Raw genomic sequence first — 13573 nt, forward strand, 5'->3', positions numbered from 1 at the left:
ATGCGTAAGGAATGGCTTTGGATCGGCGTCGCGGCGGTGTTGCTCTCCGCCTGTACCGCCCCGACCACGGAACAGCAGGCACCACAGCAGCCGTACAACGGCCCGGTGGTGGAGATCGGTGGCGTCGAGCCTCAATATGAACCCTATAACCCTAATAACATGCAGGATTATAAGGTTAATGGCGATACTTACCGCATCGTAAAAGATCCGCAGAACTTCTCGCAGACCGGCCTGGCGGCCTGGTATGGCGAAGAAGCCAACGGCAACACCACGGCGCTGGGCGAGCAGTTCGACCCCAACGGTCTGACTGCGGCGCACCCGACCTTACCGATCCCAAGCTATGTGCGCGTCACTAACCTGGCCAACGGCCGTCAGCTGGTGGTGCGCGTCAACGATCGCGGGCCTTACACCAAGGGCCGTATTATCGATCTGTCGAAAGCCGCCGCCGATCGCCTCAACCTGTCGAACAACACCAAGGTCAAAGTCGATTTCATCAACGTGGCGCCGGACGGCACGCTGAGCGGCCCAGGCACCATCGGTACCATCGTGGCGAAGCAGAGCTATGCCCTGCCGTCGCGCCCGGATCTCGGCGCCAGCGGCATGGGCACCCCGATCCAACAGGACGTGCCGGTCGCCAGCGGCGCGGCGGTACGCCCGATCGATAACAGCACCCTGCGCACCGACGACGACAACGCCCCAGCAACCGGCGGCAACGCCGGTAGCGGCCGCAGCGGTTTCCTCGGCGCGCCAAGCGCATTGCCGGCCGGCGTGCTGGAAGGTTCGGAGCCTGAAGCCGCCGCGGTGGCTGCACCGGTCGCGGCCGGCGCCGCAGCTGCCGGCATGGCTGCCGCTTCGTCCTCCGGCGGTTACGTGGTGCAGGTCGGTGCGCTGAGCAGCGCCGAGCGTGCCCAGAGCTGGCAGCAAAGCCTGAGCCAACAGTTTGGCGTCCCGGGCAAAGTGGCGGCCAACGGCAACGTTTATCGCGTCCAGCTCGGCCCGTTCAGCAGCCGTCAGCAGGCAGCCCAGCTGCAGCAACGCCTGGCGAGCGAAGCGCAACAACAGTCTTTCGTTACTGCTGCACCCTGAGCATTAAGCCCGGTGGGCATTCACGGCCGATAAGCGGTTATTTAGCTGAAACATTTTCTTGCAGCTAAAAGGGCACTAACCGCAATTAGTCAGATGAATGGGTAATGCCTGCCGGGATCGCATCTGCTATAGTGTGGCTCGTTTTTTAACTTTACTTTCACGGATGTTGTAGTCCCGATCATGAAACAAGTAACTTCTTTTCGCTTAATCAAAAGCATCGCCCTCGGCACCGTTATCGCAATGAGCGCAGCCTCCGTTGCGCACGCCGATGACGTTAACATCAAAACCATGATCCCAGGTGTCCCGCAGATCGATGCGGAAGCGTACATCCTGATTGATTACAACTCCGGCAAGGTGCTGGCCGAGATGAACGCCGATGCGCGTCGCGATCCGGCCAGCCTGACCAAAATGATGACCAGCTACGTCATCGGCCAGGCGCTGAAAGCGGGTAAAATCGGCCAGGACGATCTGGTGACCGTCGGCCAGGACGCCTGGGCGACCGGCAACCCGGTGTTCAAAGGCTCCTCGCTGATGTTCCTGAAGCCGGGCGATCGCGTGCCGGTCTCCAAACTGACCCGCGGCATCAACCTGCAGTCCGGTAACGACGCCTGCGTGGCGATGGCCGACTACGTCGCCGGCAGCCAGGACGCGTTCGTTAACCTGATGAACACCTACGTCAGCAAGCTGGGCCTGCAGAACACTCACTTCCAGACGGTACACGGCCTGGATGCCCAGGGCCAGTACAGTTCGGCGCGCGACATGGCGCTGATCGGCCAGGCGCTGATCCGCGACGTGCCGGAAGAGTACGCGATCTACAAAGAAAAAGAGTTCACCTTCAACAATATCCGCCAGATGAACCGCAACGGTCTGCTGTGGGATAACAGCCTGAACGTCGACGGCATCAAAACCGGCCATACCGACGCGGCGGGTTACAACCTGGTGGCTTCGGCGACCGAAGGCCAAATGCGCCTGATCTCCGCCGTGATGGGCGGCCGCACCTACAAAGGCCGTGAAGCCGAAAGCAAGAAACTGCTGACCTGGGGCTTCCGCTTCTTCGAAACCGTGGCGCCGCTGAAAGTCGGTAAAGAGTTCGCCTCCGAGCCTGTCTGGTTCGGCGATGCCGACCGCGTTGAGCTCGGCGTGGACAAAGACGTCTACCTGACCATTCCGCGCGGCCGCATGAAAGATCTGAAGGCCAGCTACGTGCTGAACACGCCGGAAATTCACGCGCCGCTGGCGAAAAACCAAGTGGTAGGCAGCATCAACTTCCAGCTGGACGGCAAAACCATCGACCAGCGTCCGCTGGTGGTGATGAACGAAGTGAAAGAAGGCGGTTTCTTCAGCCGCATCGTGGACTACATCAAACTGATGTTCCACCACTGGTTCGGTTAACGGTTGAAACGGGCGAAATTGCCCCCATATACTGAATAACATTAACTCCCGCCCCGGCGGGAGTTATAATTTATAGATTAGCTAGCACTCTGGAGCGCACGCACATGCAAAAAACTAAACTGAACGAACTGCTCGAATTCCCTTGCTCGTTTACCTACAAGGTGATGGGCCTGGCGCAGCCTGAGCTGGTTGACCAGGTAGTTGAAGTGGTGCAGCGCCATGCACCGGGCGATTACAACCCGCAGGTTAAGCCGAGCAGCAAAGGCAACTACCACTCCGTTTCCATCACCATCAACGCCACTCATATCGAGCAGGTCGAAACCCTGTACGAAGAGTTGGGCAACATTGAAATTGTTCGCATGGTGCTGTAATTCCAGCATAAAACCCTGCTTATCAACCCGGGATGGCGCAGCGTCTTCCCGGGTTGCGCATTTTTGGTCAGCGAAAGGCTGGCCGCAAGCCGGAGCGCCCGGTATAATGGCTTTACCACTTCTGTAACCTGACGATGACTCTTTTGCAACCAGACAAGATCATTTTGCGTCAGCTGGGGTTGCAGCCCTACGCGCCTGTATCCCAAGCCATGCATAACTTCACCGACAGTCGTACCGAGACTACGCCGGACGAACTGTGGCTGGTACAGCATCACCCGGTGTTCACCCAAGGCCAGGCCGGCAAAGCCGAGCATGTGCTGATGCCCGGTGATATCCCGGTGGTCCAGAGCGATCGCGGCGGCCAGGTGACCTACCACGGCCCGGGTCAGCAGGTGATGTACGTGATGGTCGATCTGAAACGCAACAAGGTCGGCGTGCGTCAATTGGTCACGGCGATAGAAGATACGGTTATCAACACCCTCGCCCACTTTCGCCTCGCATCGCGCGCCCGTCCGGATGCGCCTGGCGTGTATGTGGGGGAGCAGAAAATCTGTTCGTTGGGTTTGCGGATCCGCAAAGGCAGCTCATTCCACGGCCTGGCCCTGAATGTGGCGATGGATCTCAGCCCCTTCCAACGCATCAACCCTTGCGGTTACGCCGGCATGCAAATGACGCAGCTCAGCGCGCTGGCGCCCGGCGTTGGCATTGAAGACATACACCCAATCCTGGTACAGGAATTTGTTCATTTACTCGGCTACCAGACGGTCGAGCTTCGTAACTGGAACCTGCACGATTATGAGTAAACCAATTCAGATGGAACGCGGCGTCAAATACCGCGATGCTGACAAAATGGCGCTGATCCCGGTCAAAACGGTGGTCACCGAACGGCAGGAGCTGTTGCGTAAACCCGAGTGGATGAAGATCAAACTGCCTGCCGACTCAACGCGCATTCAGGGCATCAAAGCCGCGATGCGTAAAAACGGCCTGCACTCCGTCTGTGAGGAAGCCTCGTGCCCTAACCTGTCCGAGTGTTTCAACCACGGTACCGCCACCTTTATGATCCTCGGCGCTATCTGCACCCGTCGCTGCCCGTTCTGCGACGTGGCCCACGGCCGCCCGATCGCGCCGGACGCCAACGAACCGGAAAAGCTGGCGCAAACCATCGCCGACATGGCGCTGCGTTACGTGGTGATCACCTCGGTTGACCGCGACGATCTGCGCGACGGCGGTGCTCAGCACTTTGCCGACTGCATCTCGGCCATCCGCGCCAAGAGCCCGAACATCAAAATTGAAACGCTGGTGCCGGACTTCCGCGGCCGCATGGATCGCGCGCTGGAAATCATCACCGCCACGCCGCCGGACGTGTTTAACCACAACCTGGAAAACGTGCCGCGCGTCTACCGCCAGGTGCGCCCGGGCGCCAACTACGAGTGGTCGCTGAAGCTGCTGGAGCGCTTTAAAGAAGCGCACCCGGATATCCCGACCAAATCCGGCCTGATGGTCGGCCTGGGCGAAACCAACGCGGAAATCGTCGAAGTGATGCGCGATCTGCGCCGCCACGGCGTGACCATGCTGACGCTGGGCCAATACCTGCAGCCAAGCCGTCACCACCTGCCGGTGCAGCGCTACGTCAGCCCGGCCGAGTTCGACGAAATGAAAGAAGAAGCGATGGCGATGGGCTTCACCCACGCTGCCTGCGGCCCGTTCGTGCGTTCGTCTTACCACGCCGATCTGCAGGCCAAAGGGATGGAAGTGAAATAACGCGTAATAGTTTGTTACGCTAAAGACGGCGGAAACGCCAAAAAACGGATGTCCGTAAGGCATCCGTTTTTTTATTGTGCGTCACCAGACGGAATTAAACGTCTTTCTTTTCGACGCTCTGCTGAGCGGACTGGCTCTCGGCGGTGCTGTTGCCGGCGGCCGGCGGCGTGCTGTCGTCGCCCACGGCTTTTTTAAAGCCTTTCAGCGCCGCGCCAAGATCGGCGCCGAGCGTACGCAGTTTGCTGGTGCCGAACAGTAAAATCACCAACACTGCAATCACCAGAAGTTTGGTAATGCTGATACCTTCCATACTCACCTTCTTATCATAGAGCGCTGTGTGAACAGCGAGAAAAACTGACCTTGCCTGCGAATATTTAGCGACTTTCCTTCGGCTCACACAACCGCAACATGTAACAGAGTGAGATCCGTTGCAGGAATGTCACGTAACCTCGCGGCGTGAATCCCAGACTATTCTTAGTTTATCACCCGCATGATACGCTGCCGTGATACTCATCAGGGAGATGCCGGATGTATATTGCCCCATCCATTTTCGATGCCCGAAAATCCGGCCTCAGCTTCGCCAAACGCACCTATCTGCCCCGCGTCGCCGGTCTGGGGCTCGGATTTATCTGCGTTTGCGCCGCGCTCTACCCGCTGGCTCCGCCCACGGCGGTCTGGCTCTTGCTGGCCTTTCACGGCTTTGTCTGGCCGCATCTCGCCTACCATCGGGCCTGCCGCGCCAAAGATCCGTTCAAAGCCGAGATCCGCAACCTGCTGATCGACTCCGCCTTCGGCGGCTTCTGGGCGGCGATGATGGCATTCAACGCGCTGCCGGCGATCGTCATCCTGTCGATGATGAGCATGAACAACATCGCTTCGGCCGGTAAGGCACTGTTTGTCAAAGGCTTGGCGATTCAGTTGGCCACGGCGATGCTCACCGGCGCGCTGCTCGGCTTCCCGTTCCACCCGCACAGCACGCCGCTGCAAATCTATCTGTGCCTGCCGATGATCTACCTTTATCCGACGTTGCTGGGGCTGGTGACCTACCGCACCGCCAAGCGGCTGGCGGAAAAGAAACAGGAGCTGCAGCGCATCAGCACCCGCGATGGACTAACCGGCCTGTATAATCGCCGCCACTGGGAGCACCTGCTGCATCGCCAGTTCGACAGCTGCCGCCGCTACCAGGACAACGCCACGCTGATCCTGATGGATATCGATCGCTTCAAAACCATCAACGACACCTTCGGCCACGCGCTGGGGGATGAAGCCCTGGCGGCATTGGCGGAAGAGCTGTTGATCGGCTTGCGCAACGTGGATATCGTCGGGCGTTACGGCGGCGACGAATTTGGCGCGGTGCTGCCGAACACCAGTGCCGAACAGGCGGAAATCGTTCTGCGCCGTATCCAGCAGCGGCTGGACGCGGTCATTTTCAAGGAGGCGCCGCAGCTGCGGCTGCAGATCAGCGCCGGCATCGCCAACTACCACCCCGCGCTAGGCGGTTATCTGGACTGGCTCAAAGCCGCCGACGGCGCGCTCTACCGGGCGAAGCATAATGGCCGCAACCGGCTGGAAACGGCGACGCCGACGAGTGACTAGCTTACTGACTTAATAACTTGGCAAAATACTTTGGCGCTTCGACAAAACCTTCGCGCCGATAAAACGCATGGGCCCGCTCGCGGCGGCTGTGGCAATGAACTTCCAACCGATCGCAGTCGCGACGGTGCGCCAGCGCCTCGCCCTCCGCCAACAGCAACCGCCCTACGCCCGCGCCGCGCGCCCGATCGTCGACGCAAAAATAGCTGATGCGGGCAATATCGCCGGCCAACGCCAGCTGAGGCAGAAAATGCAGCGACAACACGCCCAGCACTTGCTCCTCCTCAATCGCCACCAGCAGCGCCTCATCCGGATGCGCCAACAATTGCTGCATTCGCTGCGTCAGAAACGCCTCGGTGCCGGGATAATCCAGCGCCGTCATTAATTCGGCGATAGCGTGCCGGTCGCTCAGACGCGCCGTTCTGATTTCCATCCGTTTTACCTCGCAGAGTGTCGATACTACAAAATAGGCGGCGTTAGGTGTAACATCCATCGGGTACGGCAAAAAAGGCCGTGCGGCACGCTGGAGATGACATTCCTCCCTAACCGCCTTCACAGGCTGATGATGTCTACGTAACCTCTCGGAGAGAGGCGCGTAGCGTTACGTCTGTCCCTTTCCGAGTCCCGTGAATTTCTCTGATTGAAAGGTAGTTGCCCCATGTTGAGTTCTTTACTGGCCGTATTTATCGGCGGCGGCGTCGGCAGCGTTTTACGCTGGGCGGTAAGCATGAAAATGAATCCGCTGAACGCCCACATCCCGCTCGGTACGCTGATGGTCAATCTGATCGGCGGTTTTATCATCGGTCTGGCGATGGCGATTTTCACCCGCATGACGCATCTGGATCCCACCTGGAAATTACTGATCACCACCGGATTCTGCGGCGGCCTGACTACCTTCTCCACCTTTTCGCTGGAGGTGGTGTACCTGATGCAGGATGGCCGCTTCGGTTGGGCACTGGCCAACATGCTGCTCAACCTGGCCGGTTCGCTGGCGATGACGCTGCTGGCCTTTATGCTGGTGATGTGGGTCAACGGACGCTAAGCCCTTAATGTTTCCTTAATCTTGCATGCGCATAATCTCATCCAGTACTCCTGACTGGATGAGAAACCGCTATGTTTAGCCTGCCGAAAACCGCCGCCGAAGCGATTGCCGTTGCGCTGTGCGTGCTGATCGTCGCCGCCTTTATCAAATCCTACCTGTTCGCATAAGCGCCTTTTTCCCCGCAGCACGCATTCATCTTGCGCCTTTCCGGCCGATTACACTACAATTGAGAATGAACGTTCACACCCAAAATGTGAACCCGGCTCACGCGTAGCAAAGGATCGGGCAGATGCTCTCCCCCAACGACAGTAAACAGGCTAAGGTGCAGGCCCGCCGCGATCAGATCGTCGAAGCGGCGAAAATCAGCTTCCGCCGCCACGGCTTCCACGCCGCCAGCATGGCGGAAATCGCCCAGGGCTCACAGCTCAGCGTCGGCCAAATCTATCGCTATTTCGCCAATAAAGACGCGATTATCGAGGAGATCGTCAACCGCATCATCGCCAGCAAGATGCAGCGGCTGGAAAACCTTGGCGATCACATCAACCTGATCGCCGGCACGTTGGCGGCGCGCACGCTGTTTCAGCAGCCGGGCGAGAGCGAAACCGATCACATGCTGATGCTGGAAGTGACCGCCGAGGCCACGCGCAACCCGGTGGTGGCCAAACTGCTCAGCGATGCGGAAGCGCGGCTGTTTCGCCACGTGTGCCACAATCTGCAGCGGCTGTATCCCCATTTCAGCGCGGAAGAGATCGCCGCGCGGGTGGAATTTATCGCCGTCATGAGCGAAGGCACCGGTTACCGTATCCTTACCACGCAAAAAGCCGATGCGTCCCTGCTGCGCGATCTGTATCAGCAGGCCATTTCTCACCTGTTCAGGAAACTCTAATCTCCCATGACCAAACACTTAGCCAGACAGCGTCTGGTGTACGCCGTCGTGCTTGGCCTGCTGGCCGCGCTGGGGCCGCTGTGCACCGATCTCTACCTGCCCGCCTTGCCGGAAATGGCGGGTGAGCTGAATACCTCTACCGCCGCCGCGCAGCTCAGCCTGACCACCGGGCTGCTCGGCCTGGGCGTCGGCCAGCTGATTTTCGGCCCTTACAGCGACAAACTGGGCCGCATGCGCCCGCTGCTGCTGTCGCTGATCCTGCTGCTGGGCGCTTCGCTGTGGTGTGCGCTGGCGCCCACCATCGACCAACTGCTGATCGCCCGCCTGCTGCAAGGCATCGCCGGTGCCGGCGGCGCGGTGATTTCCCGCGCCATCGCCCGCGATCTGTATGCCGGCCATGAGCTGACCCGCTTCTTCGCCCTGCTGATGCTGGTCAACGGCCTGGCGCCGATCGTCGCACCGGTGCTGGGCGGCGTGATGCTGCAGGTAATGAATTGGCGCGGCATCTTCGGCGTGCTGGCGGCCATCGCCGTGCTGCTGTTCAGCCTGTCGACGCTGAAGCTGCGCGAATCCCTGCCGGTCGAGCGCCGCAGCCAGGGCGGTATCCTGGCGATGCTGATGTCGCTCGGCGGGTTGCTGACCCAGCGCTATTTCATGGGCCTGTGCCTGACACAGGGCTTCGTGATGGCCGGCATGTTCGCCTATATCGGCGCCTCGCCTTTCGTCTTGCAGCAGATCTACGGCCTCAGCCCGCAGATGTTCAGCCTATGCTTCGCCATTAACGGCGTCGGCTTGATCATTGCGGCACAGCTGGCCAGCCGTCTCAGTTCGCGTTGGGGGGAACGCCGGGTATTGAGGGGCGGGTTAACGCTGGCGGCCGTCGCGTCGCTGTTGCTGCTGTTGGCCGCCGCGCTGCATGCGCCGCTGGTCGTGTTGCTGGTGCCGCTGTTCTTCTCGGTAGCGGTGATCGGCATCGTCGGCCCGACCGCCTCTTCGCTGGCGATGCAAAGCCAGGGAGACAAAGCGGGCAGCGCCTCGGCCTTGATCGGCGTGTGCATGTTCGCCCTCGGCGCCTGCGCCGTGCCGCTCACCGGGCTGGGCGGCACCTCGGGCCTGTCGATGGCGCTGACCATCGTCGGCTGTTACGCCATCGCCATCCTGCTGTTCGGCCTGTTGGCCCGCCGCAACGACGCATAACGCGCCCAATAAAAAACCCGCTCAATGAGCGGGTTTTAAGAAATTCAGCTACGCAGCTTAGATAGCAGTAACGTTAGCGGCAGATGGGCCCTTGGCACCGTTCGTGATTTCAAATTCTACACGCTGGCCTTCAGCAAGCGTTTTGAAACCGTTGCTAACGATGGCAGAGAAGTGAACGAAAACGTCCTTGCTACCATCTTCCGGAGTAATGAAACCGAAGCCTTTGGATTCATTAAACCACTTAACGCTACCTTTAATCTTAGACATCAAACTTACCTTTAACGTGAATGAAAGACACAAAACCTGTGTCGATTACAGTACAGCAAGCAGGCAGGATTTTGTCCACCACCGCGATCACAGAAATCCGATAAAGAGTGAAAAAATCCGTGTTGTCCGGTGTAAATGGATTGCACCGGTTGCGATACGTTACCGTTCCAGGCCAAACCTCTCCCTGCGCCGGCGAACAACGAGCGAACGCCCAAACTCGCCCGCTTCCCCCAGCGTTGACGCCCCCATGCAGACGCAATCGCTATGAAATATAACCAGATGGTCTTTTTGCTTCGGCGGTCCCTGCACTAGGGTTAGGGTTTATTTCCCACTGTGAGCCAAGCCTATGACCAGCCAATTGGCAGACAAAATCATCGCCTATCGGCGTGAGCTGCACCAAAACCCGGAACTTTCCAATCACGAATTCGCCACCACCGCCCGGCTGACCCGCTGGCTGGAAGAGGCAGGCATCCGTCTGCTGCCGCTGGCGCTGAAAACCGGCGTCGTGGCGGAGATCGGCAGCGGCAAGGGGCCGATTATCGCGCTGCGCGGCGACATTGATGCCCTGCCGATCGACGAAATCGCCGACGTGCCCTTCAGCTCGCAAAACAGCGGCGTAATGCACGCCTGCGGCCACGACTTTCACACCTCGGTGATGCTCGGCGCCGCGCACCTGCTCAAAGCGCGTGAGGCCGAGCTGCCCGGCACGGTGCGCATCTTCTTCCAGCCGGCGGAAGAGACCTTCAACGGCGCCCGGCACCTGATCGACGCCGGCGCGCTGGATAACGTTGCGGCGGTATTTGGCCTGCATAACGCGCCGGAGCTGCCCACCGGCACCTTCGCCACCCGCGCCGGGCCGTTCTACGCCAACGTCGATCGTTTCCAGATCCTCATCACCGGCAAAGGCGCCCACGCCGCCAAACCGGAACAGGGCGTCGATACCATCGTCACCGCCAGCCAGATCGTCGGCGCGCTGCAGACGCTGCCCAGCCGCAGCTTCAGCTCGCTGGAATCGCTGGTGGTGAGCGTGACGCGCATCGAAGGCGGCAATACCTGGAACGTGCTGCCGCAAACCGTGGAGCTGGAAGGCACGGTGCGTACCCACAGCGACGCGGTGCGCCGCCAGGTGCCTGATAAAATTCGCCAGGTGATCGACGGCGTTGCCGCCGCGCTCGGCGCGCAGGCCGAACTCCACTGGCAGCCGGGGCCGCCGGCGGTGATCAACGACGCCCATTGGGCGGCGTTCAGCAAAACCGTCGCCGCCGAGGCCGGCTACCGGGTCGAAGAGGCGGAGCTGCAAATGGGGGGTGAAGATTTCGCGCTGTATCTACATCACGTGCCGGGCGTCTTCGTCAGCATCGGCTCCGCCAGCGAGTTCGGCCTGCATCATCCGCGTTTCAATCCCGATGAACGCGCCCTGTTCCCCGCGGCACAATATTTTACGCTGCTGGCGGAACGCACGCTGCAACAGCTCACTACCGCGCCAGAAAAAGCCCTCAGCAACGCCTGAATAACGTGAAATAGTATTTCCCCGACGCCGCAGATACCGCGCCGGGGATTATTATTTTCGCTCGCCGTGATATTTGCAGTTTTCAACATTTGAATATGCTGTTTTGTTGTTTTACATCCCGTTGCCGCTCATCAATAGTGGACACATCAGACACCGCGCGCCTTTGCGGCGCATGACAGGATAATCACGATGAGCGACAACGCGAATAATCAACGGCAATTACGGCTGGGCGCCATTCTGCACGGCGCATCGGGAAATATGTCCGCCTGGCGCCACCCGGATGCCACCGCCGACGCCAGCATCAACCTCGAATTTAATATCGCCTCGGCGAAAAAAGCCGAACAGGGGAAATTCGATTTCGTGTTTGTCGCCGATGGGTTATATATCAACGAAAAATCCATTCCGCATTTTCTTAATCGTTTCGAACCGCTCACCCTGCTGGCCGCGCTGGCCGCCGCCACCGATAAAATCGGCCTGGTAGGCACCCTTTCCACCTCTTACAGCGATCCGTTCACCGTCGCCCGCCAGTTCGCCAGCCTCGACCACCTGAGCAACGGCCGCGCCGGCTGGAACGTGGTGACGTCGCCGCTGGAAGGCTCGGCCAAAAACTTCTCGCGCGCCGAACACCCGGAACACAGCCTGCGTTACCGCATCGCCGGCGAATTTCTCGACGTCGCCAAAGGGCTGTGGGATTCCTGGGAAGACGATGCCTTTGTGCGCAACAAGGCTAGCGGCGAATTCTTCCGCACCGGCAAGCTACACACCCTCAATCACCAGGGAGAGTTCTTCTCGGTGCAGGGGCCGCTGAACATCGGCCGCACGCCGCAGGGGCGCCCGATCCTGTTCCAGGCCGGCGCCTCCGAAGACGGCAAACGGCTGGCGGCTCAACACGCCGATGCGATCTTCACCCATCACGACACGCTGGAACAAGCGCAGAATTTTTATCAGGACGTGAAGCGGCAGCTGGTGGAACAGGGGCGCGAGCCGGACGACCTGCACATCTTCCAGGGCGTCAGCGTGATCGTCGGCGACGACGACGCGGACGTCGAGCGCCAGTACCAGGAGACCGCCCGCCTGGTCAGCATTGAGAACGCCCTCAACTATCTTGGCCGCTACTTCGAGCATTACGACTTTTCCCGCCATCCGCTGGACGCCCCCTTCCCGGACATCGGCGATCTGGGGCAAAACAGCTTCCGCAGCACTACCGACGCCATCAAGCTCAGCGCCCGCGAACGTAACCTCACGCTGCGCCAGGTGGCGCTGGAAGCCGCCTCGCCGCGCCCGGTGTTCAGCGGCACGCCGGAAGCGGTGGCGGACGGTCTGCAACGCTGGTTCGACGGTGAAGCCGCCGACGGTTTCATCATCAGCGGCGGTACGCCCAGCGCCTTCGGCCACTTCGTCGATCGGGTGGTACCCATCCTGCAACAGCGTGGCCTGTTCCGTCAGGCGTACCACGGCGATACGCTGCGCGAGCACCTGGGCCTGAAGCGCCCGTTGAACAGATTCACCCAATAATAAGATCGTTTTCAGGGATATCCGCTATGCAGAAAACCGTTACCGCCGCCCTCGTGGCGGCCTTGCTGAGCCTGACCGGTGCCGCGCAGGCGGGCACCGGCATCGATTTACAGGCCAATGAAACCCCGATCCACGCGCCGAAAAACCCGCAGGCGATCGCCAAACTGCCGGCCGATTTCCACTTCGTGAAGCCGGGCCAATTCACCGTTGCAATCGCCGCGCTCAACACGCCGCCGCTGGCGCTGTTCGCCGCCGATAACCGGCGGCTGATCGGCAGCGAAGTGGATATCGCGCAGCTGGTGGCCGACAGCCTGGGGCTTGAATTAAACGTGGTGCAAACCTCGTGGGAAGACTGGCCGCTGGGGGTGGTTTCCGGCAAATATGACGCAGCCATCACCAACGTCACCGTCACCAAAGAGCGCAAAACCCGCTTCGACTTTGCCACCTACCGCATCGATTCGCTCGGCTTTTACGTCAAAACCGGCGGCAAGATCGCGACGATCAAACAGCCTGCCGATATCGCCGGATTAAAGATCATCGTTGGCTCCGGCACCAATCAGGAAGCAATTTTGCTGGCGTGGGACAAACAGAACCGGCAGCAGGGGCTCAAACCCTTCCAGCCGATCTACGTGACCGACGATGCGGCCGCCACGCTGGCGATCCAGTCCGGCCGCGCCGACGCCTACTTCGGGCCGAACGTGCTGGGCGCCTATAAAGCGGCGCTGAACGGCCGCACCCGGCTGGCGGGCACGGTGGAAGGCGGTTGGCCCAAGGCGGCACACATCGCCGTCACCACCCGTAAAGGCAACGGCCTGGTGCAGGCGGTGAACGAAGCGCTGAACGGCACGATCCGCGGCGGGCAGTACGATCGGGTGCTCAACCGCTGGGGCGAGAGCGTCGAACGCCTTGCGCAGTCGGAAATCAACCCGCCCGGCCTGGGCGATTAGGAGCGC

At 60.2% G+C, this 13573-nt stretch carries 15 protein-coding genes and 1 riboswitch; of the genes, 12 read left to right on the top strand and 3 right to left on the bottom strand.

The window, feature by feature from the left end:
- The 5 genes from rlpA to lipA all read left to right on the top strand — a co-directional run bounded on the left by rlpA (position 1) and on the right by lipA (position 4610).
- A complete protein-coding gene (gene rlpA / locus ACJ8J5_RS23870; protein ID WP_025301837.1) occupies positions 1-1086 on the top strand; it encodes an endolytic peptidoglycan transglycosylase RlpA in 1086 nt (361 codons plus the stop codon).
- Positions 1087-1266: 180 nt separating this feature from the next.
- On the top strand, positions 1267-2478 hold the full coding sequence (dacA, locus tag ACJ8J5_RS23875; RefSeq protein ID WP_004940010.1) for a D-alanyl-D-alanine carboxypeptidase DacA: 1212 nt from the start codon (positions 1267-1269) through the stop codon (positions 2476-2478).
- A 104-nt stretch (positions 2479-2582) separates the two neighbouring features.
- Entirely contained in the window at positions 2583-2849 is a 267-nt protein-coding gene (ybeD, locus tag ACJ8J5_RS23880; RefSeq protein ID WP_004940012.1) for a DUF493 family protein YbeD, read from the top strand.
- 134 nt (positions 2850-2983) lie between these two features.
- Positions 2984-3652: a lipoyl(octanoyl) transferase LipB gene (lipB, locus tag ACJ8J5_RS23885; RefSeq protein ID WP_414105062.1), complete on the top strand. Its 669-nt coding sequence runs from the start codon at positions 2984-2986 to the stop codon at positions 3650-3652.
- Positions 3645-4610, top strand: coding sequence for a lipoyl synthase (gene lipA / locus ACJ8J5_RS23890; RefSeq protein ID WP_063991083.1), 966 nt, complete (start codon positions 3645-3647; stop codon positions 4608-4610). The genes lipB and lipA overlap by 8 nt, the downstream gene beginning before the upstream one ends.
- A 94-nt stretch (positions 4611-4704) precedes the next feature.
- Here lipA and tatA read toward each other — a convergent pair whose 3' ends face one another.
- Complete coding sequence (tatA, locus tag ACJ8J5_RS23895) at positions 4705-4920, bottom strand: Sec-independent protein translocase subunit TatA (RefSeq protein ID WP_025301834.1); 216 nt, start codon at positions 4918-4920, stop codon at positions 4705-4707.
- 218 nt (positions 4921-5138) lie between these two features.
- Here tatA and ACJ8J5_RS23900 point away from each other — a divergent pair, with 218 nt between their 5' ends.
- Complete coding sequence (locus ACJ8J5_RS23900) at positions 5139-6206, top strand: diguanylate cyclase (protein WP_414105061.1); 1068 nt, start codon at positions 5139-5141, stop codon at positions 6204-6206.
- A gap of 1 nt (position 6207) precedes the next feature.
- Here the strand turns inward: ACJ8J5_RS23900 and ACJ8J5_RS23905 are convergent, their stop codons facing one another.
- Positions 6208-6636 (bottom strand): GNAT family N-acetyltransferase, encoded by a 429-nt coding sequence (locus ACJ8J5_RS23905; protein ID WP_173889337.1) that lies wholly within the window; start codon positions 6634-6636, stop codon positions 6208-6210.
- Between the two features lie 83 nt (positions 6637-6719).
- Positions 6720-6782, top strand: a riboswitch (Fluoride riboswitch).
- 79 nt (positions 6783-6861) lie between these two features.
- Between ACJ8J5_RS23905 and crcB the strand changes: the two genes are divergently transcribed.
- From crcB to ACJ8J5_RS23920, 3 genes are all read left to right on the top strand, one after another.
- The gene (gene crcB / locus ACJ8J5_RS23910; RefSeq protein WP_004940022.1) at positions 6862-7245 is read left to right on the top strand and encodes a fluoride efflux transporter CrcB; all 384 of its coding nucleotides are present in this window, start codon (positions 6862-6864) and stop codon (positions 7243-7245) included.
- Positions 7246-7534: 289 nt separating this feature from the next.
- A complete protein-coding gene (locus ACJ8J5_RS23915) occupies positions 7535-8131 on the top strand; it encodes a TetR/AcrR family transcriptional regulator (protein WP_173889336.1) in 597 nt (198 codons plus the stop codon).
- Positions 8132-8137: 6 nt separating this feature from the next.
- Positions 8138-9328, top strand: coding sequence for a multidrug effflux MFS transporter (locus ACJ8J5_RS23920; RefSeq protein WP_173889334.1), 1191 nt, complete (start codon positions 8138-8140; stop codon positions 9326-9328).
- A 57-nt stretch (positions 9329-9385) separates the two neighbouring features.
- On the opposite strand, the gene cspE is transcribed toward ACJ8J5_RS23920, so the two are convergent.
- Positions 9386-9595 carry a transcription antiterminator/RNA stability regulator CspE gene (cspE, locus tag ACJ8J5_RS23925; protein WP_004940030.1) on the bottom strand — a complete coding sequence of 70 codons (210 nt, stop codon included), beginning with the start codon at positions 9593-9595 and terminating at the stop codon, positions 9386-9388.
- A gap of 346 nt (positions 9596-9941) precedes the next feature.
- On the opposite strand from cspE, the gene ACJ8J5_RS23930 reads away from it, so the two are divergent.
- From ACJ8J5_RS23930 to ACJ8J5_RS23940, 3 genes are all read left to right on the top strand, one after another.
- Positions 9942-11105, top strand: coding sequence for a M20 peptidase aminoacylase family protein (locus ACJ8J5_RS23930; protein WP_043135741.1), 1164 nt, complete (start codon positions 9942-9944; stop codon positions 11103-11105).
- A gap of 189 nt (positions 11106-11294) precedes the next feature.
- Entirely contained in the window at positions 11295-12620 is a 1326-nt protein-coding gene (locus tag ACJ8J5_RS23935; RefSeq protein ID WP_173889332.1) for an LLM class flavin-dependent oxidoreductase, read from the top strand.
- A 26-nt stretch (positions 12621-12646) separates the two neighbouring features.
- Positions 12647-13567, top strand: a complete 921-nt coding sequence (locus ACJ8J5_RS23940; protein ID WP_141997449.1) for an ABC transporter substrate-binding protein — start codon at positions 12647-12649, stop codon at positions 13565-13567.
- Positions 13568-13573: the final 6 nt, after the last annotated feature.

The sequence above is a fragment of the Serratia sp. CY43202 genome, from assembly GCF_052168755.1.
GTDB classification, from domain to species: domain Bacteria; phylum Pseudomonadota; class Gammaproteobacteria; order Enterobacterales; family Enterobacteriaceae; genus Serratia; species Serratia bockelmannii.

Excerpts from the sequence above, each read along its gene's own strand:
- cspE (WP_004940030.1), bottom strand. The coding sequence starts at position 9,595 with ATGTCTAAGATTAAAGGTAGCGTTAAGTGGTTTAATGAATCCAAAGGC.
- ACJ8J5_RS23905 (WP_173889337.1), bottom strand. The coding sequence starts at position 6,636 with ATGGAAATCAGAACGGCGCGTCTGAGCGACCGGCACGCTATCGCCGAA.
- dacA (WP_004940010.1), top strand. The coding sequence starts at position 1,267 with ATGAAACAAGTAACTTCTTTTCGCTTAATCAAAAGCATCGCCCTCGGC.
- rlpA (WP_025301837.1), top strand. The coding sequence starts at position 1 with ATGCGTAAGGAATGGCTTTGGATCGGCGTCGCGGCGGTGTTGCTCTCC.
- ACJ8J5_RS23940 (WP_141997449.1), top strand. The coding sequence starts at position 12,647 with ATGCAGAAAACCGTTACCGCCGCCCTCGTGGCGGCCTTGCTGAGCCTG.
- ACJ8J5_RS23900 (WP_414105061.1), top strand. The coding sequence starts at position 5,139 with ATGTATATTGCCCCATCCATTTTCGATGCCCGAAAATCCGGCCTCAGC.
- ACJ8J5_RS23935 (WP_173889332.1), top strand. The coding sequence starts at position 11,295 with ATGAGCGACAACGCGAATAATCAACGGCAATTACGGCTGGGCGCCATT.
- crcB (WP_004940022.1), top strand. The coding sequence starts at position 6,862 with ATGTTGAGTTCTTTACTGGCCGTATTTATCGGCGGCGGCGTCGGCAGC.
- ACJ8J5_RS23920 (WP_173889334.1), top strand. The coding sequence starts at position 8,138 with ATGACCAAACACTTAGCCAGACAGCGTCTGGTGTACGCCGTCGTGCTT.
- lipB (WP_414105062.1), top strand. The coding sequence starts at position 2,984 with ATGACTCTTTTGCAACCAGACAAGATCATTTTGCGTCAGCTGGGGTTG.
- lipA (WP_063991083.1), top strand. The coding sequence starts at position 3,645 with ATGAGTAAACCAATTCAGATGGAACGCGGCGTCAAATACCGCGATGCT.
- ACJ8J5_RS23915 (WP_173889336.1), top strand. The coding sequence starts at position 7,535 with ATGCTCTCCCCCAACGACAGTAAACAGGCTAAGGTGCAGGCCCGCCGC.
- ACJ8J5_RS23930 (WP_043135741.1), top strand. The coding sequence starts at position 9,942 with ATGACCAGCCAATTGGCAGACAAAATCATCGCCTATCGGCGTGAGCTG.
- tatA (WP_025301834.1), bottom strand. The coding sequence starts at position 4,920 with ATGGAAGGTATCAGCATTACCAAACTTCTGGTGATTGCAGTGTTGGTG.
- ybeD (WP_004940012.1), top strand. The coding sequence starts at position 2,583 with ATGCAAAAAACTAAACTGAACGAACTGCTCGAATTCCCTTGCTCGTTT.